This is a genomic window from Roseateles sp. FW305-36 (assembly GCF_058787015.1).
Genome location: NZ_JBYSZK010000002.1, coordinates 299,248 through 325,902, shown reverse-complemented (window position 1 = coordinate 325,902; position 26,655 = coordinate 299,248). Strand labels below are relative to the sequence as shown.

Here is a 26,655-nt window from a genome sequence, read left to right as displayed (position 1 = left end):
GAGATGCGCGCCCACCACAATGGACGCCTGCCCGACACGCCCGAACGAGCCATGACCTCCCACCTGTCACACCGCCTCACCACCGACATCGTCCAGTCCGAGGCCCAGCTGCGTGCACTGATCGGCGAGCCGGCCGCCCTGACCTGCGCCAAGATCACGGACCGGCTGAACGCGGCCACGCGGCTCTTCATCGAGCGCTCGCCCTTCGTCTGCCTGGCGACCAGCGACCGCGCCGGCCGCTGCGACCTCAGCCCCCGCGGCGACCCGGCCGGCTTCGTGCGCATCCTGGACGACCGCACGCTGCTGATCCCCGAACGACCGGGCAACCGGCTGGCGGACTCGATGCGCAACGTGCTCGCCAACCCGCAGGTGGGCCTGCTCTTCGTCGTACCCGGCGTGACCGACACGCTGCGCATCAACGGCCGCGCCCTGCTCACCGTGGATGCCGACCTGCTCGCACCCAGCGCCATCGAAGGCAAGCTGCCCAAGATCGGCTTGCTCGTGGACGTCGACGAGGCGTACACGCAGTGCTCCAAGGCCTTCCTGCGTTCGCAGCTGTGGGACGCGACGCGCTTCGTCGACCCCGCCTCCATGCCGACCGGCGGCGAAATCCACCGCGCCATCCAGGGCGAGGCGTTCGATGCCGCCCGTTACGACAGCGAGCGCGCGGAGCGCTATCGCCGGCGAGAGGGGTTTTATTGAGTCTCGCTTCAAACGGCCTGCGGATGCCGCTCGCGCCAGGCCCGCAGCTTCTGGCGGTAGTCGTCCATGGCCAGGTCATGCAGGTCGAAGATGCAGGGGCTGCAGCCATTGCCGCAGCAGGCGTCGAAGTCGGGTTCCGGCGGCGGCTCGGGCTTGGGGTCCACGTCGGGCAAGGGTGGCGGGGGCATCGGCAGCATCGCCATCGATTGTGCGGGTGAGCAGAATCGGGGCCATGCAGTTCACCGCCCTGCCCGAGTCCGACCATCCCTTCGTCATGCTGCGGCCCATCGAGGCCGCCGACATCCCGGTCTGGTTCGGCTATCTGTCCCTGCCCCTCGTGCACGAGCACACGAGCTGGAATCCACAGGTGGCTGGCGAACTGGCTCACTACGCCGCCCTCACGCACACGCCGTCGTCGCTGCTGAGGCTGGCCATCGCGGATCGCACCACCGGACTGATGGTGGGCTCGATAGGCTTTCACACCGTCTCGCCCGAGAACCGCACAGCCGAGCTGGCCTATGACCTGTCGCCGCCCGCCTGGGGCCGGGGCATTGCGAGCGCCATGGCCCGCACCCTGGTCGACTGGGCGCATGGCCATGTCGGCCTGCTGCGCGTGCAGGCGACGGCCCTGGTCTCCAACACCCGTTCCATGAAGGTGCTGGAGGGCTGCGGCTTCCAGCGCGAAGGGCTGCTGCACAGCTACCGCCTGGTCCGCGGCCGGCCGGGCGACTTCTGGATGTGCGCCCATGTCGTGCCACCCGGCGCGGACTGATGCCCGACTTCCCTTATGTCTTCCTGATGCCCGCGAACCGAGGATCACGCCACCCCATCACAAGGAGAGAGCCGTGCTCATCGTCACCACCGAGAACCTCGCCGGCCACCGCGTCACCGAGGTCAAGGGCCAGGTCTTCGGCGTCGTCGTGCGCAGCCGCGGGCTGGCGGGCAACATCCTGGCCGGGCTGCGCTCCATCGTCGGCGGCGAGATCACCGAATACACCCAACTGCTGGAGGAGGCGCGCCGCCACGCCATCGACCGCATGGTCAAGAACGCCAGCCTGATGGGCGCCAATGCCGTGGTCATGATGCGCTTCGACTCGTCGGAGATGGGCCAGACCATGAGCGAGATCGTCGCCTACGGCACGGCCGTGGTGGTCGAGCGCGTGGCATCCTGACGCCATGTTGCGCACCATGCTGCTCATCGTGGCCCTCGCGGTCGGCGCGATCGGCCTGGCCACCCGCCTGGCCGGCCACCAGGACGCGACGCCCTTCGCCCTCTGGGGCTGCGTGATTGCCGCGGCGGTGCTGCTGGAACGCTGGCGCTACCGCTCGCGCAGCGCGGTGGAGGGCGGCGACTGGCAGAAGACGGAAGAGCGCTTCGTGGACCCCGAGTCCGGCCAGGCCACGCAGGTCCTGTACAACCCACGCACCGGCGAACGCCGCTACGAACCCGCTTCCGATGCCTGAGCGCCCCAGCTACGCCATCAAGACCGAGATTGCCGACCCCGGCGCCGGCAGCTGGGCCTTTGCCGCGCAGAAAACCATGTACGACGGCAAGCGCATCGCCACGGGCGACGTGATCTTTCTGTTCGCCAGCGAGAACGAGGGCGGCGCCGGCCTGGTGGCGCGCGGTGTCGTCACCTCGGCCCAGGCCACGCCCCGACTGCCGGACGTCGAGCGCCAGACACCCCGCGTCAGCATCACGGTCCAGCGCACCGCGCTGATCCAGCGACGCCTTGGCCGCGCCGAACTCAAGCCCTTCAAGGACTGGGACGACGGCCGCCCGGAGACCGAACTGAACTTCAAGTTCTACCGCCAGGCGACCAACAAGATCGTGGGGCTGTCGGAGGAAGCGGCGGCCTTTCTCGCCCGCTACTTCTGACGTTGGCGCAGGCGCTGCACCCGCGCCTCCAGCACCGCCAGCTCGCGCTCGCTCTCCTCATCCTTGATGGCCTCGATGCGCTCGTGGATGGAGCGCAGCTCCCGCAGCGGCCGGGACGCCGCCTGCACCTCGGCCGGCTGGCGCTCGGCCAGCTCCATCAACAGCCTGGTGATGACGCCGAGCTGGTCGCCATAGGTCGCGACGTCGAAGGCGCGCGCCTCGATGCGGGCGTTGCCCGCCTGGGGCTTGATGCCGGCAAAGAACCAGTCGAGCCGCGGCTCGATGTCCTGGGCCACGTCACCGCTGAAGGGCAGGCGCAGCTGCGGCGCCCAGAGCCAGAACCAAGGAAACATCGTTTTCTCCCTGCACGCCGGAACAGCGGGCGTGTGGGGAGATGGTGGCTCGGCCGCGTGACAGCGGCAATCCCGCTGTCAGTGCACCCCCGCCAGCAGCGCCGCATTGCCGCCTGCCGCCGCCGTGTTGACCGTCAGCGTCTGCTCGGCCGTGAAGCGATAGAGCTGGCGGACATGACCGGCCGCCGTCACCAGCGGCAGGATGGCGCCGGTGCGGGCCGCCAGGGCTTGAGCCAGGCGATGGGCGGTGGCGGCGTCGGACGAAGCCACGGCGACACCGGCCAGTTGCGGTGCGGCCAGCAGGCCGGGCAGGGTCGCATCGGGCAGCAGCGTCAGCGCCTGCGTGGGCAGGCCGGCGCGCAGCAGGGCCTGGCGGGCGCGTTCGTCGCCGCCCAGCCAGATGGCGCTGTTGCCGGCCAGCAGGGCACTGACGACGGCGGCCAGGCCCGCGTCACCGCGGCCCAGCACGGCGAAGACGCCGCGGGCGTGGTGGCGCAGGGTGTTGCTCTCGCCCGTCGGACCCGGCAGGACCATGTCGGCGAACTGGGTCTGCGCCGCGGTGAAGAGGCCGCGCAGCGTCAGGGCCGCGGGCGCATCCAGCGTGTCGGCGGCGCGGCGCAGCGTGGCGATGCGGTCGGCCAGCGGTGTGTCGCGCCAGCCGGCATCGGCGCCCACGGCCAGGGCGTTGGCGGGGCCATCCAGGGCCAGCACCGGAGCCGGCGCGTCGAGCTGCGGCTCGGCGCAGAAGCGGCGCAGATAGTCGGGGCCGCCGGCCTTGGGACCGGTGCCCGACAGGCCTTCGCCGCCAAAGGGCTGCACGCCGACGACGGCGCCGATGATATTGCGGTTCACGTAGACGTTGCCGATGCGGGCCTCGTCGGCCAGGCGCTGGGCGCGGCTGTCGATGCGGGTCTGGATGCCGAGCGTCAGGCCATAGCCCAGCGCATTGATTTCGGCGATGACCTCGTCAACCGAGTCCTCGAAACGCACCACATGCAGCACGGGGCCGAAGATCTCCTCGCCGAGGTGGGCGATGCGCGGCAGCTCGAAGGCGACCGGACGGATCTGGCGCGGCATGGGCTCGGCCACCGGGGCCTCGGCCAGCAGCGTGGCGTCGCGCTTCAGGCGTTCGACATGCTTGCTGATGTTGGCGTGGGCCTCGTCGTCGATGACGGGGCCGACGTCGGTGGCCAGGTCGGCCGGCTGGCCGACATGCAGCTGCGACAGCGCGCCCTTGAGCATCTCGATGACGCCCTCGGCGATGCTGGACTGCACGCAGAGCAGGCGCAGGGCCGAGCAGCGCTGGCCGGCCGAGCGGAAGGCGCTCTGCACGACGGCGTCGATGACCTGCTCGGGCAGGGCCGTCGAGTCGACGACCATGGCATTCAGGCCGCCGGTCTCGGCGATCAGCGGGATGGGTGAGTTCGGCTTCGAAGCGAGCGCCTTGTTGATGATCTGGGCCACGGCCGTCGAGCCGGTGAAGCAGACACCCGCCGTGTGGGCATGGGCCACCAGGCCGGCACCGACGGTTTCGCCCGGGCCGTGCAGCAGGGCCAGCGCATCGGCCGGCACGCCGGCGGCGTGCAGCAGCTCGACCATCTTCAGCGCGACATAAGGCGTCTGCTCGGCCGGCTTGGCGGCGACGCTGTTGCCGACGACCAGAGCCGCAACCACCTGGCCGGCAAAGATGGCCAGCGGGAAGTTCCAGGGGCTGATGCAGACGAAGACGCCGCGGCCCTGCATCAGCGATGCATCGCCCTCGGCCTGGTCGGCGTAATAACGCAGGAAGTCGACGGCTTCACGCACTTCGGCCACGCAGTCGGCCTGGGTCTTGAAGGCTTCCTTGACCAGCAGGGCGCAGAACTCGGCCAGGCGGGCGTCGAGATCGTCGGCGGCGCGACGCAGGATGGCGGCGCGGCGGCTGACGGGCGTCAGATTCCAGGCCGGGAAGCCGGCGTGCAGGCGCTGCATGGCGGCGTCGACCTCGGCCGCCGAGGCCTCCGGAACGGCGTGGACCGGTGTGCTCTCCAGCGCCGCCTGCAACGGCGCGCGCTGGGCCGGCGCGGTCAGGTCGGCGCCGGTGGAGTTGGCGCGGCCGCGGCCTTCGCCGTCCAGATAAAGGGCCGGCGGCAGCGGCAGGGCGCTGGTTGTGCGCACATCGGCCAGCGGCGAGCCGAGCAGCTCGGGCACCTGCACGCTGGGGTCGGCCAGTTGGTGGACGAAGGAGGAGTTGGCGCCGTTCTCGAGCAGGCGGCGCACCAGATAGGCCAGCAGGTCGCGGTGTTCACCGACCGGTGCGTAGACGCGGCAGGGGATGGAGCCGTCCTTCAGCACCTCGCGGTAGACGCCTTCGCCCATGCCATGCAGGCGCTGCATCTCGAAGGGGGCGCCGGTGGCACGGGCCATCTGCACTATTGCCGAGATGGTGCCGGCGTTGTGACTGGCGAACTGCGGGTAGATGACGTCGGCATGCTGGATCAGCGCGCGGGCGCAGGCCAGGTAGGAGACGTCGGTGTGCTGCTTGTGCGTGAAGACGGGATAGTGCGCCAGGCCCAGCTCCTGGGCGCGCTTGATCTCGCCGTCCCAGTAGGCGCCCTTGACCAGGCGCACCATGAAGCGCAGACCGTGCTTGCGGGCGATGGCGGCCACCTCGTCGATGACGGCCAGGGCGCGGGTCTGGTAGGCCTGCACGGCCAGGCCGAAGCCGCGCCACTGCGGGTAGACGACGGCGATCTTGGCCGCCAGCACGTCCAGCACGTCCAGCGACAGCTCGAGGCGGTCGACTTCCTCGGCGTCGATGGTCAGGTTGATGTTGGCGCTGGCGGCCAGCTCGATGAGGGCCCACACGCGCGGCAGCAGCTCGGCGAAGACGCGCTCGCGCTGCAGCACCTCGTAGCGGCTGAACAGGGCGCTGAGCTTGATGGAGATGCCGTCCGACGCCTCCGGGCTGTCGGCACGCTGGCCGGCGGCGATGGCCTTGATGGCGCCCACATAGGCGGCCTGGTAGCGGCGCGCGTCGTCCTCGGTGCGGGCGCCTTCGCCAAGCATGTCGTAGCTGAAGCGCAATTGCTTTTGCTGCTTGCGGGCGGCATCCGCTTCGGACATGGCCTCGCCGATGTTGCGACCCAGCACGAACTGGCGGCCCAGCAGCTGGATGGCGCGCACGGTGGCCGCGACGACGGTCTGGGCGCCCAGGCGCTTGAACAGGCCGCCCTCGTCCTCGGCACCCGGCAGGAAACGCTTGGACATGGAGATGGCCGAGGCCGACAGCGCGGCCAGCATCTTGTGCGGGCTGCCTTCGCTGGCACCGTCGAAGTCGGCGCGGCCGAGCTGGTCGGCCGTCAGCGCGATGGCCGTGGGCGCATCTGGCACGCGCAGCAGGGCCTCGGCCAGGCGCATCAGGGCCAGGCCCTCGGCGCTGGTGATGGGGTATTCGCGCAGCAGTGATTCCATGGCCCAGAAGGGCGCCGGGTTCTTGCGCACCTGCTCCACCCAGGGGCTGGCCATGGCGATGACGCCGGGCCAGTCCAGCGCACCGCCGACGCGCTCGGCCAGGGCCTGCACCACGCCGGTCTCGGCCCGGTAGGGATCGGGCAGGCGGGGCTGTTCGGTCGGGGCGGCGAAAGGCGTGGGCATGGCGGACTCCTGGTGAGGTTTCGCACTCTATCGACGGTCAACTTGGATTAAATTCCAAGGATCAACGCAATGACCGACAAAAATCCAGATGAGCGATGAGACCAAGCTCGACAAGATCGACGAACGCATCTTGCGCGCCCTGCAGGCCGACGGGCGGATTTCCAACCTGAAGCTGGCGGAAACAGTGCACCTGTCGCCCACCGCCGTGCTGGAGCGCGTCAAGCGCCTGACCCGCGACGGCTACATCCTCGGCTACGAGGCGCGGCTCAACCCGGCCAAGCTGGGCGCGGCCATGCTGGTCTTCATCGAGGTGCACCTGGACCGCACGGTGCAGGACGTGATGGACACCTTCAAGGGCGCCGTCCAGGCCCGGCCCGAGATCCTCGAATGCCATCTGGTGGCCGGCGGTTTCGACTACCTGCTCAAGACCCGGGTGCGCGACATGAGCGCCTATCGTGAGTTCATCGGCAGCGTGATCTGGAGCCTGCCGGGCGTGCGCGAGACGCGCACCTATGCGGTCATGGAGGAGGTCAAGTCGACGAATGCGCTGCCGATCTGAGCCCCGCGGCGCAGGCTCAGCGGGTCGCCGTGGCGATCACGCTTGCGCCCCGCCCCCGTGGGCTGAGGGATCGGCCTGAGCCTGTTCGTAGCATACTCATCGGACGCACCATAAATGCGCAACCTTCTTCAGCGTTGCTTACAAGTGTGCTGACACGCGAAGAACTGCAGGCAAAGAGGGGCTGATGATGGAGCCTGGGCGACTCCCAGTGGATGGATGCCGGGTGACGGCGCTCTGCGCGAGCATCGGTGTCACGGAACGGGCGCCTGGTGAACGCCGCGAGGACGGCGCCGCCGACACGCGGCCTAGCGGCCAGGGCCCGACATGAAGGCGCTGCTGCTGTGCGTCCTGGTGGCGGTCTGCAGTGCGCAGGCCGCCGAATGCCCGCGGGTCGTCTTCTCGGCCAACCCGAACTACCCGCCCTTCCACTGGGTGGAGGACGGCAAGCTCGTGGGGGCCAGCATCGAGCTGACCGAACGCATCTTCGGAGAACTGGGCGTCGGCGCAGAGGTGCGCTATCTGGGGCCATGGAATCGGGTTCTGCGTGCTGCCCAACAAGGCCAGATCGACATGATCGCGGCGCTCAAGCCCACGCCGGAGCGTGAGGCCTTCCTGCAGTTCACCAGCGCACGCGTCTCGACCAATCCGATGGCCGTCTTCGTGCGGGCCGACCATCGCATCGCCTACGGCGGATGGCCCGACCTGGTCGGCCACATCGGTCTGGTGGCGCGCGGCGACCGATTCGGCGAAGGCTTCGATGAATACCTGCATGACAAGCTGCAGGTGCTGACCAGCAACGACATGGCGGACGGCTTTGCCAACCTGCTGCGCGGCCGCGGCGAGTATCTGGTGACCAGCTTCTTCGCCGGCACCGCCTATCTCGCGGCCAATGGCCTCGACGACGCCGTTGTCCCGCTGAGCCCAATGGTCAACCACGGCGCCGTGCACCACGGCTTCGTCCGCCGCTCGCCCTGTGTGAAATACGCCGAGGCGGTCGCGTCGAAGCTGCATACCTACGAAGGCGATGGCACCACCAACCGGTTGATCGCCAAGTACACCGATCTATGGCGAAACCGGCTGACCAAGCGCGGGGAGTGACGGGTGCCGCCGAACGGCCTTGTGTTCTGATTCGCGCATGACAGCGCGCAGCCGATCCTCGCGTTGGCGCGGCATGGCCGCGCTGCTGCTGGCCGCCCTGTTCCGTCTGGCATCGGCCGAACCGGCTCCCGGCGCCCTGGAACCCCAGTTCGCCACCATTGCCGTGCCCCGCGACGTGGTGGGCAGCCTGGCCCAGGACCGCCAGGGCCTGATCTGGATCGGCACCAGCGACGGCCTGGCTCGCTTCGACGGCTATCGCCTGCGCCCCATCGAGCGCGAAGGCGCGACGGCCGTGCAGCGCAACCTCGGCTGGGTGCGCTCGCTGGCGGCGGCGGCCGACGGCGGCATGTGGATAGGCACCGAGGTCAACGGCCTGGCCCGCTACGACCCCGCCTTCGACCGCGTCCGTGTGCTGGGCAGCGGCAGCGAGCGCCCCACGCCCATCCGCGCCCTGGCCGAGGACGGCAGTGGCCGGGTCTGGGTCGGCACCCTGGGCCAGGGCCTGCTGCGCTACGAACCCAGGACCGAGCGCTTCGAGCCCGAGCCGCTGAAGGTCGACGGCGAGCCCGAGCGCCGCGTGCTGTCCCTGGCCGTGGGTGGCGACGGCTCGCTGTGGGCGGGCCATTGGCGCGGCCTGATGCGACGCGACCCCCAGGGCAGCTGGACGGCGGTGGCCCTGCCTGAAGGGGACGGCGAGGCCGCCATCGGCATCAGCACCCTGCTGGAAGACCGCGACGGCCAGCTCTGGTTCGGCAGCGTGGACGGCCGCGTCGGCCGCCTCGAGGCGGGCAAGCGACCTTATTGGTTGCCGGCCCGTTTCAAGGGCGGCGTGCAGGCGCTGGCTCAAGGCGCCGACGGCACCGTCTGGGCCGGCCTGACCGACGGCATCGCCTGGTTGGACGGCAGCACTGGCGCCCTGCTGCGCCAGCTGCGCCACAACCCCCACCTGCCCGGCGGCCTGGCCGGCAACGACGTCAACGTGCTGCTGCGCGACCAGACCGGCGCCATGTGGGTGGGCGGCTATGGCGTCGGCCTGCAGCGCCACCAGCAACACCCCGCCCTGGCGGTGCGCGGCCCCGACGCCGATGCGGCCAGCCCCCTGGCCAGCAGCGACCTGCGCGGCCTGCTGCCCCGCCGCGACGGCCTGCTGATGGTGGCGACCCACAGCGGCCCGGTGGCCTTGCTGGACGCGCAGCTGCGCACCGTCGGCCGCTGGCCGCGCGAGGTCGACACGCCGGTGGACAACCTCGCCGAAGGGCCGGATGGCAGCGTCTGGCTGGTCGCCAATGGGCGCCTGGAGCAGCGCGAGCCGCGCACGGCCCGCCTGCTGGCAAGCTGGCCGCTGGAGGGCGGACGGGCGCACCGCGTGCTGGCCCTGCCGAATGCCCAGGGGGGCGAAGTCTGGGTCGGCATGCAGGACGGCCTCTACCGCCTGGCTTCGCCCCAGGGCCGCATCGAACGCGTGCGCCGCGCCGATGGCGAGCCGCTGCGCGGCGGCGTGCATGCGCTGCGCGTCGAGGCCGGCAGCGGCCAGCTCTGGGTCGGCGCCCTGGCCGGCCTGTTCCGCTGGGACGGCCAGCGCCTCGTCGAGGTGCAGGGCGCGCCGGGCGAGGCGCTCGGCTTCCCCGCCGTGCTCGGCCTGCTGCTGACGCGCGATGGCAGCCTCTATGTGGACACCGCCGTCAGCGGCCTGCACCGGCTCAAGGGCTATGACGAGCAGGGCCGCGCCCGCTTCGAGCGCATCAGCGAGCGCATGGGCGCGCCCGGCCGCCCCTTCGGCGTCAACCTGCACGAGGACGCCAAGGGCCGGGTGTGGAGCCAGCAGTCGGTCTACGACCCCATCGCCAACCGCCTGGACGAGCTCAGCGGCTCCGAGGGCCCGCCCATGGGCACGCCGCGCTTCTTCGCCGACGCCGCCCTGCCCGACGGCCGCCTGCTCTTCAGCGGCAGCCGCGGCCTGCTCGTCATCGACCCGCTGGCCTTCATGCCCTCGCGCTATGCGCCGCCGGTGGTCATCAGCAGCCTGCGCCGCGACGGCCAGCCCTTCCAGCCCGAGCAGGACCTGATGCGGGGCCTGAAGCTGCCGGCCGGCACGCGCAGCTTCGCCGTCGAGTTCGCCGCCCTGGATTACATCGATCCGCCCAAGCTGCGCTACATGATGCGGCTGGAGGGTTGGGACTCCGGATGGACCTTCACCGACGCCAGCGCCCGCTTCGCGAGCTACGGCGGCCTGCCGCCGGGCCGCTACCGGCTGGAGGTCTATGCCACCAACCACCACGGCATGTGGGGCGACCGGCCGCTGCTGCTGGACATCGAGCTGGTGCCCGCCTGGTGGCAGACGCGCTGGGCCCAGGCGGCCGCCGTGCTGGCCACGCTGGGCCTGGCATGGGCGCTGCTGCGCTGGGGTGTGGCGCGGCGCACCGCCCAGCTGCGCCAGCGCGAGTCGGCCCTGCAGGCCCTGGTGGACCAGCGCACCGCCGAGCTGCGCGAGGCCAGCACGACCGACCCGCTGACCGGCCTGCGCAACCGCCGCTACCTGGACTCGCGCGTCGCCTCCGACCTGCAGCTCTGCCTGCGCCACTACACCGAACCGCGCCACGGCAATCCCGACCGCAATTACGACGAGGAGGCCGACCTCCTCGTCGTGCTGATGGACCTGGACCACTTCAAGCGCATCAACGACCGCCATGGCCATGCCGCCGGCGACCAGGTGCTGACCGAGTTCGCGCGGCGCCTGCGCGGCGTCTTCCGCGAGAGCGACGTGCTGGTGCGCTGGGGCGGCGAGGAATTCCTGGCCCTGGCCCGCGGCGGCGCGCGCAGCGGCGCGACGGAGCTGGCCCAGCGCTTCTGCGCCGCCATCCGCGACCAGGCCTTCACGCTGGCCGACGGGCGCACCCTGTCCATCACCGTGTCCATCGGCTTTGCCGTCTTCCCGCTGGACCCCGAGGCGCCGCGCGCCTGGGACTGGGACGCCACGCTGAGCCTGGCCGATGCCGCCCTCTATGCCGCCAAGGCGCAGGGCCGCGACGGCTATGTGGGCGCGCTGCGCGCCGATGGCCTGCGGCCCGAAGCCCTGGGGCCGGACACCGAAACCTGGATGAAGCACCCCCGGCTGCAGATCAGGCGCAGCAGCTGCGAAAGCGCCGCGGCCTGGGAGGGCTGAGCCGGGTTGGACAATGGCCCCATGAAACGCCGCTCCATCGCCCTCATCGCCGGCCTGCTGACCAGCTTCACGGCCGGGGCCGCCTCGACGACGGCCCAGATCACCGCCCGCTCGGCCCTGATCGGCCTGCAGATCGCCGCCAAGCAGCGCCAGGCCAAGGGCGTGTTGCCCGCCGTCCAGAACGACTGCATCCAGGCCCTGCAGCCCGATGAGCTCTATGTGACGACGGACAAGGTCGTGGCCGAGTCCCTGAGCGCCGATGACGTGGCCGCGGCAGACCAGTTCTTCAACTCCCTGCCGGGCCGCAAATATGCGCTGCATGGCCTGCTGAGCATCTACACGGCCCTCGGCGAGAAGCCGCCCGAACCCCTGCCCCTCATCACGGCCGAGGACGGCAAGGCCATCGAGGATTTCGCGGCCACGCATGCAGGGCAGGCGCTGCTCAAGCGCCAGGTGCTGCAGGCGCCGGCGGCCCGGCTGGCCTATGAGGGCCGCATCCAGGAGCTGGTGCTGCGCTGCAAGGCGGTCAAGCCGGATCGCGCGGACTAGGACCCGGCCAGCACCTGCGCGACGGCCTGGCGCAAGGCCGGCAGCACCTCCGCCTCGAACCAGGGCCGCCGCTTCAGCCAGTTCTGGTTGCGCGGGCTGGGGTGGGGCAGGGGCAGCAGGTCCTGGGCCAGACCTTCGCGCCAGCCGGTGACCAGCATGTCGACCGAGGCCCGGCTTTGCAGATGCCAGGCCAGGGCATGCTGACCGATGGCCAGGGTCAAGCGGATGTCGGGCAGGGCATCGAGTGCCCGTTGCCGCCACCGCGGTGCGCACTCCGGCCGCGGCGGCAGATCGCCCGAAGCGGCCTTGCCCGGGAAGCACAGGCCCATCGGAAAGATGGCGAAGCAGGCCGGGTCGTAGAAGGTCTCGCGCGACACACCCAGCCAGGCGCGCAGACGGTCACCGCTGGCGTCGTCGAAAGGCCGGCCCTTCTCGTGCGCGACGCGGCCCGGCGCCTGGCTGGCAATGAGGATGCGAGCGCGCCGGTCGAGCTGGAAGATGGGTCGGGCGCCCAGCGGCAGGGACGGCTCGCAGGCCGTGCAGGCGCGCAACTCGGGCAGCAGGCGCGCGAGCGACGTCGCCACCGCTTCAGGCCAGGTGCTGGCCGAAGAAGCGCATCGTCCGGTCCCAGGCCTGCTGGGCCCAGGCGGCGTCGTACTGGGTCTTGGCGATGCGGCCAGGGCCTTGCGCGGCTTCGCTGGCGAAGCCGTGGTGGGCCAGATAACGGTGGCCCTCGTAGCGCACGCCGGCCGCGGCGAGCTTGGCCTCCAAGGTGTCCACGCCGGCGATGGGAAAGAACTCGTCCTGGGTGGCCCAATGGGCCTGCAGCGGGATCTTGATCTTGCTGGCGTCCACGAATTCCAGCGGTGGCATGCCGTACCAGACGACGGCGGCGTCGGCCTCGGGCACCAGGGTGGACGCCAATACCGTCAGCGCCCCGCCCATGCAGTAGCCGGTGACCCCCACCTTGCCGCTGCCCAGCCCGAGGCTCTTGAGGTGGTTCACCGCGCCGCGCACGTCCTGCGAGGCGGCATCGCCGAAGTTCAACCCCGTCATCAGATGGTGGGCCTCTTCCTCCTCGACGGTGCTCTTGCCGCGGTAGAGGTCGGGCACCAGGGCCGTGAAGCCGGCCTGGGCGAAGCGCTCGGCCACGCCGCGGATCTGGTCGTTCAGCCCCCACCATTCCTGGATGACGACGATGGCGCCCAGGGGGCGGGCCGCTGCGGCGAGAAAGCCGGGCGTGCTCGCGCCGTCGGGGCGCTTGAACTGGATGCTCTGGGCCATGCGAACCTCCGAAAAAGCCGGTTGGGGGCAAAAGACTAACCTGGGCGACAGCGGGTTTTCCCCGGGACGGCGACAATGGCACCCGTCATGAACATCGAACGCATCGTTTCCACCCGCCTGCCGACGCCCTATGGCGAGTTCGCCATCCACGGTTTCCGTGAGGGCGACACGGGCCAGGAGCATGTCGTGCTCAGCATGGGCGATCTTGCCGGTCAGCCCGGCGACGAGCCGCCGCTGGTGCGCGTGCATTCGGAATGCATGACGGGCGAGGTCTTCGGCTCGCTGCGCTGCGACTGCCGGCCGCAGCTGGAGAGCGCCATGAAGCGCATCGCCGCCCAGGGCCGCGGCGCCATCGTCTACATGCGGGGCCACGAAGGCCGCGGCATCGGCCTGGTGCAGAAGCTGCGTGCCTATGCCCAGCAGGACGGCGGGGCCGACACCATCGAGGCCAATGCCCAGCTCGGCCTGCCCATCGACGCGCGCCGCTACGACGCCGCAGCCTGCATGCTGCGCGCCCTGGGCGTGACCCGCATCCGGCTGCTGACCAACAACCCGTTGAAGATGGCCGCCCTGGCCGAGTTCGGCATCGAGGTGGTCGAGCGCGAGGCCTCGCTGACGCGACCCAGCCCCGAGAACGAGAAATACCTGCGCACCAAGGCCGAGTCCATGGGTCATCACGACCTGGGTCATCTCTTCGAGTAGAAGAAAACAGGCCAGGGCTGTTGCGCGGCCCTGGCCCGATGTTCGGTCAACTCAGGGTCGGCGCCTCACGGCGCTTCACCCGCAAGCCCTTGCGCAGTCAGCGGTTCTTGGAACCCTGCTGCTGGCTGGACTTGCGTTGCTGGTCCTGCGGCTTGTCGCGATCGATGGACTGGCCACCCTGCTGAGGCGAGTTGCTGCCGGAACCTTGCTGGCTTTGCTGGCCGGGGCTCTGATCGCGCTGCTGACCGCCTTGCTGCAGGTTCTGACCGCCCTGCTGGGACTGTTGCTTGTCGCTGGATTGACGTTGGTTGGCCATGACGTTTCCTTCAGAAAGATCGGCGGCACACCGCGCGCCGCCGTCTTCACCACCTTAGGCCGATGCTGGCCGGGACCTGTAGGAGAAGGTGCCGGATACAACTGCAAAGCGCAAGCGCTGGAGACGAGTTGTGCCGTTAGGCGACGAGAGCGTGGCAAGTGGCCAGAGACGCAACGAGTCGTAGTTCAAGCTCAAGCGCGGCGATGCTGCTCGCGGTAACCGCTGGGGCTCAAGCCATGACGGCGGCGGAAGCGCTGCGTGAAGTAGAACGGGCTGGCAAAGCCCACCATCTCGGCCACCTCGGCCACGGGCTGGCCGGTGGCGCGCAGATAGTGGGCCGCCATCTCCAGGCGCCGGTCTTCCATATAGGCCTGGGGCGAGCGGCCGGTGCCACGGCGAAAAAGCAGGCAGAACTGCGAGCGCGACAGGCCGGCGACCTCGGCCAGCTGGTCGACGTTGACCGGCGTGGCCAGGTCGCAGTGGAAGCGCTCCAGCACGCGCTCGATGCGCGGGTCCACCGGACTGGCGCCGCCGGGGCTGGCCTCGGCCGAGGCCACGCGCAGCACAAAGGCTTCGAGCAGGGCCTCGACGATGGGCTCGCGCTGGGGTAGGTCGGGCTCCGTGAGGTTGAAGCGGTGCGCCGCTTCCAGCTGCGAGGCCAGCTCGACACGCAGCGACACATCGGCCACGCCATGGGCCTGCCAGCGCCGCGCCGGGTCGAACCAGTCCAGCTGCTGGCCCAGGCGGGGCGTCATCCGAAAATGTAGCCAGTAGAACTCCCAGCCGGTCTGCGGGTCGGGGATGCGGTAGGAGCGCTTGTGGGCGGGAGCCAGCAGCAACAGCTCGCCGACGCCGGTCTCCACCGTCTCGTTGGCGAAGCGCACCTCGCCTTTCCCTCTGAGCGTGAAGTAGCCGTTCCAGTGCGCAAGGTTGCCCTCCACCCATTGCCGCGGCTCGAAGCGGCTGTTGAAGTAGCCCGTCATGGGCATCATGGGCCCGGTCGATCCGATCACGCCTCGCATCGTCCGATGTTATAGGTGGATCGCCCGTGCGGCGATTCACGGGCCCCGGGCCCGGCCCCTAGAGTCGCCGCCGGTTCAGACCCAAGACATCGAAGGAGACATCCCCATGGCCCGACTCTCGCCGCTCGTTGCGGCTGCCTGTGCCTGCCTGCTGGCCGGCAACGCCCTCGCGGCGGACGCCATCGCCCAGCGCGCCCAGGCCCTGCTGGCGCGCATGACGCTGGACGAAAAGATCGGCCAGCTGACCCAGCTCGGCGCCGAGGTGCCCGGGCCGAACAAGGAGAAGCCTGATGAGCTGATCCGCGCCGGCAAGGCGGGCTCGGTGCTGTGGACCATCGACTCCGACCTCATCGCCCGCCTGCAGCGCGTGGCGGTCAAGGAAAGCCGCCTCGGCATCCCGCTGCTGTTCGGCTACGACGTCATCCATGGCTACAAGAATGTCTTCCCGGTGCCGATTGGCATGGCCGCGAGCTGGGACCCGGCGCTGGTCGAACGCGCCCAGGCCGTCGCGGCGAAAGAGTCCTGGGTGTCGGGCATCAATTGGACCTTCTCGCCCATGGTGGACATCGCCCGCGATGCACGCTGGGGTCGCATCGTCGAAGGTGCCGGGGAAGACACTTTCCTCGGCGTCGCCATGGCACGCGCCCAGGTGCGTGGCTTCCAGGGTCCGGCCCTGGGCACGCCCGAGCGGGTGCTGACCAGCGTCAAGCATTTCGCGGCCTATGGCGCCGCCGACGGCGGGCGCGACTACGACTCGGTCTATGTGCCCGAGGTGCAGCTGCGCAACGTCTACTTCCCGCCCTTCAAGGCCGCCATAGCCGCCGGCGCGGGCGCCGTCATGTCGGCCTATATGACGCTCAACGACGTGCCGGCCTCGGGCAACCGCTGGCTGCTGCGCGACGTGCTGCGCGGCGAGATGGGCTTCAAGGGCTTTGTCATCAGCGACGCCTTCGCCGTGCAGTCGCTGGAGAACCACGGCTTCGCGGCCGACAACGCCGATGCCGCCGCGCGCGGCCTGCAGGCCGGCGTCAACATGGACATGGCCAGCAACAGCTATCTGCGCCAGCTGCCGGCCCTGGTGAAGAGCGGCAAGGTGAGCCTGCGCGTGGTGGACGACGCGGTGCGCGAGGTGCTGGCGGTCAAGCTGCGCATGGGCCTGTTCGAGCAACCCTATGGCGATCCGGCCCGCAAGGAAGCCGTCTTCAACGACCCGAGCCACCGCGCCGCCGCCCGCGAGGCCGCGCAGCGCTCCCTCGTGCTGCTGCGCAACGAGGGCGGCGCCCTGCCGCTGGCTGCCGCGCTGAAGCGCATCGCCGTCATCGGCCCGCTGGGCGACAGCGGCGAGGACATCAAGGGCTCGTGGACCGTCGAGAAGGGCCCGGGCGTCACGGTGCTGGAAGGCATCAAGGCGCGCTGGCCGCAGGCCGAGGTGACGTTCTCGCGCGGCGGCGACATGCAGCGCGCCTTCGCCCTGCCCTGGGACGCCAGCGACGGCAAGCCCGCGCCGGCGCTGATGCCCGCGGCCGAGCAGCAGGCCGAACTCGTCAAGGCGGTGGAAGCCGCGCGCCAGGCCGACACCGTGGTCATGGTGCTGGGCGAGCGCGCCAACATGAGCGGTGAAGCCGCCTCGGTCGCGTCGCTGGCGCTGCAGGGCAACCAGCAGGCACTGCTCGAGGCCGTGGTGGCCACCGGCAAGCCCGTCGTGCTGGTGCTGCTCAACGGCCGGCCGCTGGACATCGCCTGGGCCAGCACCCATGTGCCGGCCATCGTCGAGGCCTGGTTCCCGGGCACCGAGGGCGGCCATGCGATTGCCGACGTGCTCAGCGGCGCCATCAACCCGGGCGGCAAGCTGCCCCTCACCTGGCCGCGCAGCACCGGCCACGTGCCGGCCTACTACAACCACAACCGCACCCACTCCGACGAGACCGACCGCAACTTCACGTCGCGCTATTCGACCGACGCGCCGTCGTCACCGCTCTATCCCTTCGGCCACGGGCTGAGCTACACCAGCTTCAGCTACGGCCAGCCGACGCTGGACCGCGCCACGACCCGCGCCGGCGAGCCGATCAAGGTCAGCGTCAAGGTGAGCAACACCGGTGCGGTGGCGGGCGACGAGGTGGTGCAGCTCTACATCCACCAGCGCGCCGGCAGCGCGGCGCGGCCGCAGCGCGAGCTCAAGGGCTTCAAGCGCATCCAGCTCGCCGCAGGCGCTGAAGAGACCGTCAGCTTCACGCTGGACCGCGGGACCCTGCAGTTCTGGAGCCCGATCACCCGGGCCTGGGTCGTCGAGCCCGGCGCCTTCGACGTCTGGGTGGGTGGCAGCTCGATCGCCACGGCGCACACGCAATTCCGGCTGACGCCCTGAAGCGGGGCTGATGCGGGGCTGACGCGGGCGGCGCAAGCTGCCCGCAAGTCCCGGGACAGGGGCTTTCACAAGCCCGCAGCAGGCGCGCGTTACGCTGCGCGGCTCTGTTCGCCCCCGTCATGTCCGACCGCCGCTTCTTCCCCCGCCCCGCCGTCGAGGCCAGCTTCAACCGCTGGGACTGGGCGCTGCTGCCCCTCGTGCTGGCCGGGTTCAGCCTGCTGGCCCTGGCCGCCACGCAGATGGCCCGCCCCTTCCACGTCGGCGAGCAGCTGCCGCTGAGCCTGAACGTCGCCTACCTGCCCTACTACCTGCTGCGCACCACGCTGCGGATGTTCATCGCCATGGGGGCGTCGGTGGTGTTTGCCTGCGTGTTCGCGGTGCTGGCGGCCAAATACCGCCTGGCCGAGAAGGTGCTGGTGCCGCTGCTGGACATCCTGCAGTCCATTCCCATCCTCGGTTTCCTGTCGATCACGGTGACCGGCTTCATCGCCCTCTTCCCCGGCAGCCTGCTGGGCGTGGAGTGCGCGGCCATCTTCGCCATCTTCACGTCGCAGGCCTGGAACATGGCCTTCAGCCTTTACCAGTCGCTGCGCACCGTGCCGCGCGAGCTGCAGGAGGCGGCCCACATCTTCCAGCTGTCGGGCTGGCAGCGCTTCTGGAGGCTGGAGCTGCCGTTCGCCATGCCCGGCCTGCTGTGGAACATGATGATGAGCATGTCCGGCGGCTGGTTCTTCGTCGTCGCGTCCGAGGCGATCTCGGTGGCCGGCCAGGACATCAAGCTGCCGGGCGTGGGCTCCTACATCGCGCTGGCCATCGAGGCCCGCGACCTCACCGCCATCGGCTGGGCCATCCTCGGCATGCTGATCGGCATCCTCCTCTACGACCAGCTCTTCTTCCGCCCGCTGCTGGCCTGGGCCGACAAGTTCCGCTTCGAGGAGTCGGGCGGCGAGAACGCGCCGCAGTCCTGGCTGCTGACCTGGCTGCGCCGCACCGAGCTGCTCGGCAAGCTCGGCGAGTGGCCGGGGCGCTGGATCACCGCCAGCTTCCGGCCGCTGCGCAAGAGCTTCGACGGCCGCTCCATCCGCTCGCGCCCGCGCGCCGCCAACCCGCTGTGGACGCGCGCGTGGGACGCCGTCATCGCTGCGCTGGTGCTGTTCGCCGTCTGGCGCCTGGTCAGCTTCATCCACACCGAGGTCGGCTGGGGCGAAGCGGCCCATGTCTTCAAGCTGGGCCTGTACACGCTGGCGCGCGTGCTGGTGCTGATTGCCATCGCGTCGCTGATCTGGGTGCCCATCGGCGTCTGGATCGGCCTGAACCCGCGCATTGCCGGCCGCGTGCAGGCCATCGCCCAGTTCCTCGCCGCCTTCCCGTCCAACCTCGTCTTCCCGGTCGCGGTGCTGCTGATCGTCAAGTGGCGGCTCAACCCCGACATCTGGCTGTCGCCCCTCATCATCCTGGGCACGCAGTGGTATCTGCTCTTCAATGTCGTGGCGGGTGCCTCCACCATCCCGACCGAGCTGCGCCTGGCAGCGCAGAACCTGGGGCTCAAGGGCTGGCTGGCCTGGAAGCGCTATCTGCTGCCGGCCATCTTCCCCAGCTTCGTCACCGGCGCCATCACCGCCAGCGGCGGCTCCTGGAACGCCAGCATCGTGGCGGAATACGTCAGCTGGGGCGACACCAATCTGCAGGCCCAGGGCCTGGGCAGCTATATCCAGCAGATGACGACGGCGGGCGACTTCCCGCGCATCGCCCTCGGCATCGGCGTCATGTGCATCTTCGTGATGGCGCTGAACCACTGGGTCTGGCGGCGCCTCTACCGCATCGCCGAGGAAAGGATGCACTTCTGATGGACATGCTGATTGAACTGAAGGACGTCGCCAAGGGCTTCAAGTCCGCCGACGGCAGCCTGCGCTCGGTGCTGGAGGACGTGGACTTCACGCTGGCCAAGGGCGAGATCGTCGCGTTGCTGGGCCAGTCGGGCTCGGGCAAGAGCACGCTGCTGCGCATCATGGCCGGCCTCATCCCGGCCGACGCCGGCGACGTGCACTACCGCGGCCAGCCGCTGTTCGGCCCGGCCCAGGGCATCGCCATGGTCTTCCAGAGCTTCGCCCTCTTCCCCTGGCTGACGGTGCAGCAGAACGTCGAGCTGGGCCTGGAGGCCGCCGGCGTCGGCGAGACCGAGCGGGCCCAGAAGGCCGAGGCCGCCATCGAGCTGATCGGCCTGGCGGGCTTCGAGGGTGCCCTGCCGCGCGAACTGTCGGGCGGCATGCGCCAGCGCGTCGGCATGGCGCGGGCCCTGGTCATGCAGCCGGCCGTACTGCTGATGGACGAGGCCTTCTCGGCCCTGGATGTGCTGACCGGCGAGCGCCTGCGCAACGAGATCCTGGAGCTGTGGGACGGCGGCCAGATGCCCACGCAGGCCATGCTGGTGGTCTCGCACAACATCGAGGAGGCCGTCATGATGGCCGACCGCGTGCTGATCTTCGCCAGCAACCCGGGCCGCGTGCGCGCCGAGCTGCCCATCACGCTGCCGCGCCCGCGCCGCGCCGACAGCGCCGAGGTGAGGCTGCTGATCGACGAGGTCTACAAGCTGATGACCAGCGCCTCGCCGACCGCGGGTGCCACCGAAGAGCCGGCCAGGCCGCATCTGTCCGACCGCCTGCCCGAGGCCGACGTGGGCCGCATGGAGAGCCTGCTGGAACTGCTGGTGGGCGACCCCTTCCGCGGCCGCGCCGACCTGCCGCAGCTGGTGGAGGAGAGCGACCTCACCGACGAGGAGCTGCTGCCCCTGGCCGACGCCCTGCACCGCCTGGGCCTGGCCCAGCTCAGCGGTGGCGACCTGCTGATGACGCCGCTGGGTCATCGCTATGTCGACGGCAGCCACGAGTTCCGCCGCCAGCTGTTCGGCCAGCAGCTGCTCGAACACGTGCCGCTGGCCGCCTTCATCCGCCACAGCCTCGAGCAGGAGGCCGACGGCGAGCTGAAGGAAGAGCCTTTCCTGAAGCTGCTGATGGACAGCATGGACACCGCCGAGGCCGAGCGCGTGCTGCGCGTGGCCATCGAATGGGCGCGCTACGGCGAGGTCTTCGAGTACGACTTCCACACCGGCCTGATTCACCTGCCGGAGTCCGACGAGGACGACTGAGGCCGCAGCGTCAGGGCCTCGCGGATGGCCGCGACGACGAGCTCGGGCTTGTCGGTCTGGATCTGGTGGTCGGAGTCGACGATGTGCTTGCGGGCGCGCGGGTAGAGCTGCTGGACCAGGTCTCGCGTCGCCGCGCTGTCGTCGATGACGCCGAAGTCCACGGCCACGGCCGTCTTGTCCTTGGGCACGTTGAAGAGCTGCACGACGCGCGAGTCATCGAAGGGCGGCATGGCCAGCACAGCCTCGCCGGTGGCGTGGATCTGGTCCACCTCGTCGGATACGGCGCGCGACATCAGCCAACGCTTGCCCAGGCGGGCATACCAGGGGAAGTCCCCGGGCTTCTTGATGACGCGCGGATAGACCGCATCCACCAGCACCAGGGCCTGCACCTCCTGCGGGTAGCGGCGCGCAAACCACTGCATGTACAGGCCGCCCAGGGAATGGCCGACCAGCACATAGGGCGGCTTCAGCCCCTTGGCCGCCAGCAGGGCACGCAGCTCCTCGACGACGGCCTCGCCGCTGCGCGCCCCCTCGGCCGGTTCGCTCTGGCCATAGCCGGCGCGGTTGTGGGTAAACAGGGTCGCATCGCGCGACAACGCATCGGTGACGGCCGTCCAGGTGTCCAGCGTCATGCGCGCGCCGTTCTCGAAGACGACCACCGGCGCGCCCGAGGCGGGCCCGGCCCGCAGGGACTCGACGCGGCGGCCCTGCACGGCGTCGATGGAAGGCGCCGCCAGCACGGGCGCCAGGCTCAGACAAAGGGCCAGGCCGGCCAGCGCGCGGCGCAAGATTGGGGAAGGGGTGTGAGGGTTGAGCATCCGGCCATGCTCTGCGGCCGCAGCTCTCAGCTCAACGGCGATGCGACAGGCTGCACGCCGGCAGGCACAGGCCGCAGAAGCCCGGCGCGCGGGCCGGCGGCCTCGCCCTCAGTGCTGAGCCAACAGGTGGCTCACGCCAGCCCGGGCGTAGACGGCCAGCACCGCATCGCTGACCTTGCGGGCGCCACCGGGCGCGGCGCTGCGCACCTGTTCACCCCGCTCGACGATCTCGCGCAGCTCATGGGCGCGGGCGATCTGGTCGGCGCGGCTGTGCGCAGGGTCGGCGAAGGCGTCCAGCAACGGGAACGTTTCGGCCCACCACGGCGCCGGGTACCAGCTCCGATCACCGGCCTGCACCCAGAACCTGGGCTTGAAATGGATGGCGCTCGTCATGGTCCTGCTCCCTTCGACTACTCTGGCTGCCATTCTGGCCAGCCGGCAGCGTCCAGGCAGGTGAAGAAGACCATCGCGCCCCCCGCAAATGGGGAGTTCCGCCGCGCGCTTCAGGCCGCGGCGCACTTGATGACCGTCTCCCAGGTGCGCGTCGTGATGGCCTTGCCGAAGGTCTTCTCCAGCAGATGCATGAAGACCGGCCCCTTGGCCTCGGGCACATAGCTGCAGAAGACCTCGCCACCGCCGAGGCCGTGGATGCAGGCCTCGCCATGCGTCAGCGGCAGCTTGACGGGGCTCTCGGCCAGCGGTGCGGGCAGGAAGGTCACGACGCGCTTGGCGCCGGGCTTGAGCTTGAAGCCCGCGAAGGGATCGGCCTCGATCAGATGCTGCAGATGAGCCGTCGACCGCACCAGCGTCATGAAGCTGTGGCCCTGGCCGTCCAGCATCGCCTTCTCGACACGGTGCTGCAGCGTCGCGAGTGACGCGGAGCGCGCCGTGGAGAAGGCGACGTTGCCGCTGCTCAGCAGCGTCTTCACATCGGTGAAGCCGGCCTCCTCGAAGCAGCGCTTGAGTTCCGGCATCTTGGCGTTCATCGGGCTGACACCGCGCAGCAGGGCGACATAACGGGGCATGGGAGCGGAGTATGGCCTGCGGCCGACCCTAGCTGCGGCTGCCCCGAATTGCGGGCGGCCGCAGCTGGCGGGCCCCGGCGACTGCGAATTCAATCGCCGGGCGACTGAAACACACCCACGAGGAGAACTCCATGACCACCATCCAGACGGCCAGCAGCACCTCGCTGACCGCCATGTCCTGCGTGCCGAACACCAACCCCAGCCACGCCAGCACCAGCATGCAAGGCGGCAAGGCCGTGTTCGAGAACGACAACTACCGCATCACCGCCGGCGACGACAACAACGTCAACATCTACAACAAGAACACCGGCGAGACCTACAACATCTGGGGCGACCCGCACGTCGACATCGACGGCAAGCACGCCTTCGACTTCTGGGGCACCACGACCTTCAAGCTCGAGGACGGCACCAAGGTCACCATCGAGACCACGCCGTGGAATGCCGGCAACGGCATGACCCTGGCCAGCAAGGTCGCCATCACGAATGGCGACTACGGCGTCGAGATCAGCGGCGTGGATACCAACAAGGTCGGCGACCTCAAGATCGACGAGGCCGCCGGCTGGGGTCAGGTGCTGGACTGGACGCACAAGGACGGCAATGTGCTTCAGGAGAATCCGGCAGGCTCGGGCTTCCTGGCCGTGGACGGCAACGGCAACATCCAGAAGGTCGACCAGGCCTATATCAACAAGACCGACGAGCACCTCAACCCCGGCCTCGACCCCAGCACGCAAAAGCGCGCCGGCGACTTCCTGAAGAACGCCCTCAACCTGTTCAGCGGCCTGCTGTCGGCCTCGCTGAGCGGCGCTTTCCTGGGCGCCCTGGCGGATGCCGGCGAAAGCCGTTCCCCGTCCACCCGCGACGCCCACCGCTTCTCGCTGACGGTGGCGCGCCTGGGCTCCTGAACGAAGCTTCCCCGGCATCAGGGCGGCCCTCAAGGGCCGCTCTTTCTTTTGTGCTTCATGGCGCCGCGCTTGCGGCCAACCCCAGCTGCGGCTGCCCCGAATTGCGGCCAGCCGCAGCTGGCGCGGCCGCGCCGGCCAGCGTGCAATGCCCTTGCGACCGATCACCCCTGAGGAATGCCTGTGCTCCAAGCCCTAGAAGCGAGCGGAATGCGGCCCGTCGCCGCGCCGCCCCCGCCCCCCGAGACCACCGTCTACGCCCAGCGCGGCGACCGCCTCGCCGACGTCGCCCAGCGCCACGGCGTGGACGAGCACGCCCTGCGCGAGGCCAATCCCGAGTTGGCCCAGGCCGAGTCGCTGCCGCTCGGACAGCACGTCAGGCTGCCTGACGCCTCCACCGAGCTGAGCCCCGCCATCGCCGGCATCTCCGCCGCGGGCGGCCGCGAGGGCCTGGTGCAGGCCCTGCAGGCCAAGGCCTACGAGGCGGGTCGCGCGGCGCCGCAGCAGGCCTTCGACGGCAACCTGTTCCGTGCCGTCTCCACCGATCACGAAGCGGGCGCGCTCAACCACACCTTCGGCTCGCCGGGCCGCAACAACGCGCCCGGCCAGCGCATGATCTACACCGCCCCCGATGCGGCCAGCGTGCTGCACGAAGGCGCTGCCTATGCCGGGCCGGGCCAGCATCCGCTGGCGAACCGGAGCGTGGTGGAGATGAACTTCCGCGCCACGCCCGATGCCAGCGGCAAGGGCGGCGTCAGCGACATCGCCGAAGGCGCGCGTCGGGTCGGACTGCCCGTGCAGGCCCTCACCGAACCCAAGGGCGGCAAGTCGCCCAGCCTGCTGCACCAGCTCACCGGCGAGCACCCCTACACGCTGCCGCAGCAGGCCGCCAAGGGCGCCTCGGACATGGGCGCCACCGCGCTGCGTGCGCCGGCCGCCACCTGCGACGCCCAGATCGACATCGTGCCGCGCAACGCCCAGGCGAGCCAGATCACGCCGCTGCGCGTGACCCGCTACGACGCCGGCGGCAACCTGGCCTCCAGCGGGAACGCGGCGGGCATCCAGCCCATGCCGACGGACACCCGCACCTACACCAACGGGCCTCTCGTCAAGAACGCGGGCGACCGGCCGCCCATGCAGATCAGGGCCAAGCCCAACGATGCGCCCAGGCTGGCCCAGGCCAGCGAGCCCGGCCGCCCGCTCAGCGCCGCCAACCAGGGGCCGGAGAAGGCGGTGGATGGCCGCTTGGGCCGCGTGCGCCAGAGCCTCACGGGTGCCCAGGAGGGCTATCCGCGTGCCGCCTCCACGCGCTACGGCGCGGTGGGCGGCGCGGCGGCAACCTTGATCGACGCTGGCGTGCGTGCGGCACGCGGCGAGGGCGTGAACGCGGGGCAGGTCGCGCAGGCCACGGCCACCAATGCTGCCGTGGGCGGCAGTGCGGCCAAGGCGGTCGACCTGCTGGCGCCGCGCATGGGCCTCGTCAAGGCTGGTGGCGCCGTCGGTGCGCTGGTGCAGGCCGGCGTCAGCGGCTACGGCAATGTGCAGGCCTACCGCGCCGGCGAGATCAGCGGCTCGCGCGCCGTGGCCAATACGGTGGTGGACACCGGCACCGCCTTCGCGGCCGGTGCGGCGGGTGCCTGGGTGGGTGGCGCGGTGGGCTCGGTGGTGCCGGTGGCGGGCACGGCCGTCGGCGCCGTCGTCGGCTTTGGTGTCGGCGTCGGCGTGCACTACGCCATCGGCGCCCTCGACAAGGCCACCGGCTTCACCAGCACGGCCAAGGATGCGCTGGCCTCGGGCCTGCAGTCGGTCAGCGACGGCGCCTCCAAGGCCTGGAACGCCATCAAGCCCTGGTAAGGTCCGGGCCATGCCCGACCTCGACTTGCAAGCCCTGCCGCCCGAGCTGCAGGCCGCGCTGGAGAAGGCCTGGCCCGGCTGCCCCGAAGCCCAGCGACGCGCGTTGCTGGGCTCGCGCTGCTGGTCGGGCTGGCGCCCCACCTGGCCCGACCGCATCTGGGCCTGGCAGCCGGCCAGCCGCTGGTGGCGCCCCTGGCGCGCTCGCGAGTACCGCGAGCAGGCCGAGGGCCTGTTCGTCGACCACGTCAGCGACGTGCTGCAGAGCTACCCGGCGCGGCTGTTCGATCCCGAGCAGCCTTTCTTCGACACGCCCTGGACCCAGGCCAAGGTGCTGCTGCGCAGCCCCGTGCCGGAGGTGTTCAGCGACGCGGACTTCTGGGCGATGACGCAGCAGCTGTTCGGTGGGCGCGTCGAGAGCGCCACCGCCTCAGCCCTGGCCTGGGCGCGCGGCATGCAGACCGAGAACGCGCTGCGCGGCTACCGGCGCGAGCAGTGGCTGATCGACGCCGTCTACCGGCTCGAGATGTCGGCCACCGGCACCTATCTGTAAACCCTCAGCGCGCCACCAGGCCCTGCCGGCCGATCTGGATGCGCTCCACGCCCAGGCCCAGCGCCGCTTCCAGATTGGCCTTGGCGGCATTGCGGAAGTTGACCTCTTCGCTGGGGTTGGGCTTCTGGTTCAGGTGCTCGCGGTAGACCACCATGAAGGTGCCCACCATGGCCAACTGCTCAAACATCGCACGCCTGGCCGCCGGGCTGCTCTGGGTGAAGGCCGGGTTGCGGGCCAGCGTGCCCTGCATCTGCAGCACCAGGGACTTGAAGTCCTCGTCCGGCACGGGCTGCTGCATGAAGGCGCTGTAGTTGCCGGCGATGAAGGCGGCCACGCCGGCGGCGACGTCGTTGGGCGTCAGGCCGAGCTGGGTCTCGAGCTTCTGCCAGAAGATGAAGGACTCCTCATAGGCCTTGGTCATGGCGCTGCGCTGCGCGGCCGGGAAGCGCTGTGCGAGCTCGCTGGCCGACTGCCGGACCTGCGCCGGGCCGTTGACGACCAGGGGCGCATTCAGGGCAGCGAGGGCGCTGGCCGACGTGACCGCCGGCGCGGGGCTGAACACCGGCGCGGCCGGTGCGGCGAGGCCGCCAGCCGCGGGCTTGGCCAACATGCCGCGCATCTGCTCGGCCAGGCTGACCGCCGGCACAACCTGGGCCACGGCCAGGCCCGCCGTGCAGCACAGCGCCGCCACGGCGAGACGGAGGGAAGTGAGGTGCAGTCGGAACATCGGGACTCC

The 26,655-nt window shown here is 70.3% G+C and carries 27 protein-coding genes; 16 read left to right on the top strand and 11 right to left on the bottom strand.

Annotation, left to right across the window (positions count from 1 at the left end):
* Positions 1-51 precede the first annotated feature (51 nt).
* Positions 52-702: an MSMEG_1061 family FMN-dependent PPOX-type flavoprotein gene (locus tag AC3WOE_RS05895; protein ID WP_492688979.1), complete on the top strand. Its 651-nt coding sequence runs from the start codon at positions 52-54 to the stop codon at positions 700-702.
* 8 nt (positions 703-710) lie between these two features.
* Here the strand turns inward: AC3WOE_RS05895 and AC3WOE_RS05890 are convergent, their stop codons facing one another.
* On the bottom strand, positions 711-899 hold the full coding sequence (locus tag AC3WOE_RS05890; protein ID WP_492688978.1) for an oxidoreductase-like domain-containing protein: 189 nt from the start codon (positions 897-899) through the stop codon (positions 711-713).
* A gap of 35 nt (positions 900-934) precedes the next feature.
* Here AC3WOE_RS05890 and AC3WOE_RS05885 point away from each other — a divergent pair, with 35 nt between their 5' ends.
* The 4 genes from AC3WOE_RS05885 (at position 935) to AC3WOE_RS05870 (ending at position 2,581) form a co-directional block, all read left to right on the top strand.
* Positions 935-1,474: a GNAT family N-acetyltransferase gene (locus tag AC3WOE_RS05885; protein WP_492688976.1), complete on the top strand. Its 540-nt coding sequence runs from the start codon at positions 935-937 to the stop codon at positions 1,472-1,474.
* Positions 1,475-1,547: 73 nt separating this feature from the next.
* Positions 1,548-1,874 (top strand): YbjQ family protein, encoded by a 327-nt coding sequence (locus AC3WOE_RS05880; protein WP_492688974.1) that lies wholly within the window; start codon positions 1,548-1,550, stop codon positions 1,872-1,874.
* A 4-nt stretch (positions 1,875-1,878) separates the two neighbouring features.
* Positions 1,879-2,166 (top strand): hypothetical protein, encoded by a 288-nt coding sequence (locus AC3WOE_RS05875; protein ID WP_492688973.1) that lies wholly within the window; start codon positions 1,879-1,881, stop codon positions 2,164-2,166.
* Positions 2,159-2,581 (top strand): hypothetical protein, encoded by a 423-nt coding sequence (locus AC3WOE_RS05870; protein WP_492688971.1) that lies wholly within the window; start codon positions 2,159-2,161, stop codon positions 2,579-2,581. The genes AC3WOE_RS05875 and AC3WOE_RS05870 overlap by 8 nt, the downstream gene beginning before the upstream one ends.
* Here the strand turns inward: AC3WOE_RS05870 and AC3WOE_RS05865 are convergent.
* Together AC3WOE_RS05865 and putA are read right to left on the bottom strand one after the other, a co-directional pair.
* Entirely contained in the window at positions 2,572-2,934 is a 363-nt protein-coding gene (locus AC3WOE_RS05865; RefSeq protein ID WP_492688970.1) for a hypothetical protein, read from the bottom strand. The genes AC3WOE_RS05870 and AC3WOE_RS05865 overlap by 10 nt on opposite strands.
* Positions 2,935-3,012: 78 nt before the next feature.
* Positions 3,013-6,570, bottom strand: a complete 3,558-nt coding sequence (gene putA / locus AC3WOE_RS05860) for a bifunctional proline dehydrogenase/L-glutamate gamma-semialdehyde dehydrogenase PutA (RefSeq protein ID WP_492688969.1) — start codon at positions 6,568-6,570, stop codon at positions 3,013-3,015.
* Positions 6,571-6,658: 88 nt separating this feature from the next.
* Between putA and AC3WOE_RS05855 the strand changes: the two genes are divergently transcribed.
* The 4 genes from AC3WOE_RS05855 (at position 6,659) to AC3WOE_RS05840 (ending at position 11,939) form a co-directional block, all read left to right on the top strand.
* A complete protein-coding gene (locus AC3WOE_RS05855; RefSeq protein WP_492688967.1) occupies positions 6,659-7,129 on the top strand; it encodes an Lrp/AsnC ligand binding domain-containing protein in 471 nt (156 codons plus the stop codon).
* 324 nt (positions 7,130-7,453) lie between these two features.
* Complete coding sequence (locus tag AC3WOE_RS05850) at positions 7,454-8,227, top strand: substrate-binding periplasmic protein (protein ID WP_492688965.1); 774 nt, start codon at positions 7,454-7,456, stop codon at positions 8,225-8,227.
* Positions 8,228-8,264: 37 nt separating this feature from the next.
* Positions 8,265-11,390, top strand: a complete 3,126-nt coding sequence (locus AC3WOE_RS05845; RefSeq protein WP_492688963.1) for a ligand-binding sensor domain-containing protein — start codon at positions 8,265-8,267, stop codon at positions 11,388-11,390.
* 21 nt (positions 11,391-11,411) lie between these two features.
* Entirely contained in the window at positions 11,412-11,939 is a 528-nt protein-coding gene (locus AC3WOE_RS05840) for a hypothetical protein (RefSeq protein ID WP_492688962.1), read from the top strand.
* On the opposite strand, the gene AC3WOE_RS05835 is transcribed toward AC3WOE_RS05840, so the two are convergent.
* Both AC3WOE_RS05835 and AC3WOE_RS05830 read right to left on the bottom strand, forming a co-directional pair.
* Positions 11,936-12,523 (bottom strand): uracil-DNA glycosylase family protein, encoded by a 588-nt coding sequence (locus AC3WOE_RS05835; protein ID WP_492688961.1) that lies wholly within the window; start codon positions 12,521-12,523, stop codon positions 11,936-11,938. The two genes, AC3WOE_RS05840 and AC3WOE_RS05835, sit on opposite strands and share 4 nt — an antisense overlap.
* 4 nt (positions 12,524-12,527) lie before the next feature.
* Positions 12,528-13,223 carry a dienelactone hydrolase family protein gene (locus AC3WOE_RS05830; protein ID WP_492688959.1) on the bottom strand — a complete coding sequence of 232 codons (696 nt, stop codon included), beginning with the start codon at positions 13,221-13,223 and terminating at the stop codon, positions 12,528-12,530.
* An 87-nt stretch (positions 13,224-13,310) separates the two neighbouring features.
* Between AC3WOE_RS05830 and ribA the strand changes: the two genes are divergently transcribed.
* On the top strand, positions 13,311-13,925 hold the full coding sequence (gene ribA / locus AC3WOE_RS05825) for a GTP cyclohydrolase II (RefSeq protein ID WP_492688957.1): 615 nt from the start codon (positions 13,311-13,313) through the stop codon (positions 13,923-13,925).
* Between the two features lie 97 nt (positions 13,926-14,022).
* Here ribA and AC3WOE_RS05820 read toward each other — a convergent pair whose 3' ends face one another.
* Positions 14,023-14,241, bottom strand: coding sequence for a hypothetical protein (locus AC3WOE_RS05820; RefSeq protein WP_492688955.1), 219 nt, complete (start codon positions 14,239-14,241; stop codon positions 14,023-14,025).
* A gap of 191 nt (positions 14,242-14,432) precedes the next feature.
* A complete protein-coding gene (locus AC3WOE_RS05815; protein ID WP_492688954.1) occupies positions 14,433-15,263 on the bottom strand; it encodes an AraC family transcriptional regulator in 831 nt (276 codons plus the stop codon).
* A 106-nt stretch (positions 15,264-15,369) separates the two neighbouring features.
* Between AC3WOE_RS05815 and bglX the strand changes: the two genes are divergently transcribed.
* The 3 genes from bglX (at position 15,370) to AC3WOE_RS05800 (ending at position 20,773) form a co-directional block, all read left to right on the top strand.
* The gene (gene bglX, locus AC3WOE_RS05810) at positions 15,370-17,628 is read left to right on the top strand and encodes a beta-glucosidase BglX (RefSeq protein ID WP_492688952.1); all 2,259 of its coding nucleotides are present in this window, start codon (positions 15,370-15,372) and stop codon (positions 17,626-17,628) included.
* 119 nt (positions 17,629-17,747) lie between these two features.
* Entirely contained in the window at positions 17,748-19,475 is a 1,728-nt protein-coding gene (locus AC3WOE_RS05805; protein ID WP_492688951.1) for an ABC transporter permease, read from the top strand.
* Positions 19,472-20,773 carry an ABC transporter ATP-binding protein gene (locus tag AC3WOE_RS05800; RefSeq protein ID WP_492689213.1) on the top strand — a complete coding sequence of 434 codons (1,302 nt, stop codon included), beginning with the start codon at positions 19,472-19,474 and terminating at the stop codon, positions 20,771-20,773. The genes AC3WOE_RS05805 and AC3WOE_RS05800 overlap by 4 nt, the downstream gene beginning before the upstream one ends.
* Here AC3WOE_RS05800 and AC3WOE_RS05795 read toward each other — a convergent pair.
* The 3 genes from AC3WOE_RS05795 to AC3WOE_RS05785 form a co-directional block, all read right to left on the bottom strand.
* Complete coding sequence (locus AC3WOE_RS05795) at positions 20,743-21,561, bottom strand: alpha/beta fold hydrolase (RefSeq protein WP_492688950.1); 819 nt, start codon at positions 21,559-21,561, stop codon at positions 20,743-20,745. The two genes, AC3WOE_RS05800 and AC3WOE_RS05795, sit on opposite strands and share 31 nt — an antisense overlap.
* A 138-nt stretch (positions 21,562-21,699) precedes the next feature.
* Positions 21,700-21,984, bottom strand: coding sequence for a hypothetical protein (locus AC3WOE_RS05790; protein ID WP_492688949.1), 285 nt, complete (start codon positions 21,982-21,984; stop codon positions 21,700-21,702).
* A 110-nt stretch (positions 21,985-22,094) separates the two neighbouring features.
* A complete protein-coding gene (locus tag AC3WOE_RS05785) occupies positions 22,095-22,616 on the bottom strand; it encodes a DUF1697 domain-containing protein (protein WP_492688948.1) in 522 nt (173 codons plus the stop codon).
* A 131-nt stretch (positions 22,617-22,747) separates the two neighbouring features.
* Between AC3WOE_RS05785 and AC3WOE_RS05780 the strand changes: the two genes are divergently transcribed.
* The 3 genes from AC3WOE_RS05780 (at position 22,748) to AC3WOE_RS05770 (ending at position 25,919) form a co-directional block, all read left to right on the top strand.
* A complete protein-coding gene (locus AC3WOE_RS05780; protein WP_492688947.1) occupies positions 22,748-23,518 on the top strand; it encodes a DUF1521 domain-containing protein in 771 nt (256 codons plus the stop codon).
* A 207-nt stretch (positions 23,519-23,725) separates the two neighbouring features.
* Positions 23,726-25,369, top strand: a complete 1,644-nt coding sequence (locus AC3WOE_RS05775; RefSeq protein WP_492688946.1) for a LysM peptidoglycan-binding domain-containing protein — start codon at positions 23,726-23,728, stop codon at positions 25,367-25,369.
* A gap of 10 nt (positions 25,370-25,379) precedes the next feature.
* Positions 25,380-25,919 carry a hypothetical protein gene (locus AC3WOE_RS05770; RefSeq protein ID WP_492688944.1) on the top strand — a complete coding sequence of 180 codons (540 nt, stop codon included), beginning with the start codon at positions 25,380-25,382 and terminating at the stop codon, positions 25,917-25,919.
* 4 nt (positions 25,920-25,923) lie between these two features.
* Here AC3WOE_RS05770 and AC3WOE_RS05765 read toward each other — a convergent pair whose 3' ends face one another.
* On the bottom strand, positions 25,924-26,646 hold the full coding sequence (locus AC3WOE_RS05765; protein WP_492688943.1) for a DUF6683 family protein: 723 nt from the start codon (positions 26,644-26,646) through the stop codon (positions 25,924-25,926).
* Positions 26,647-26,655: the final 9 nt, after the last annotated feature.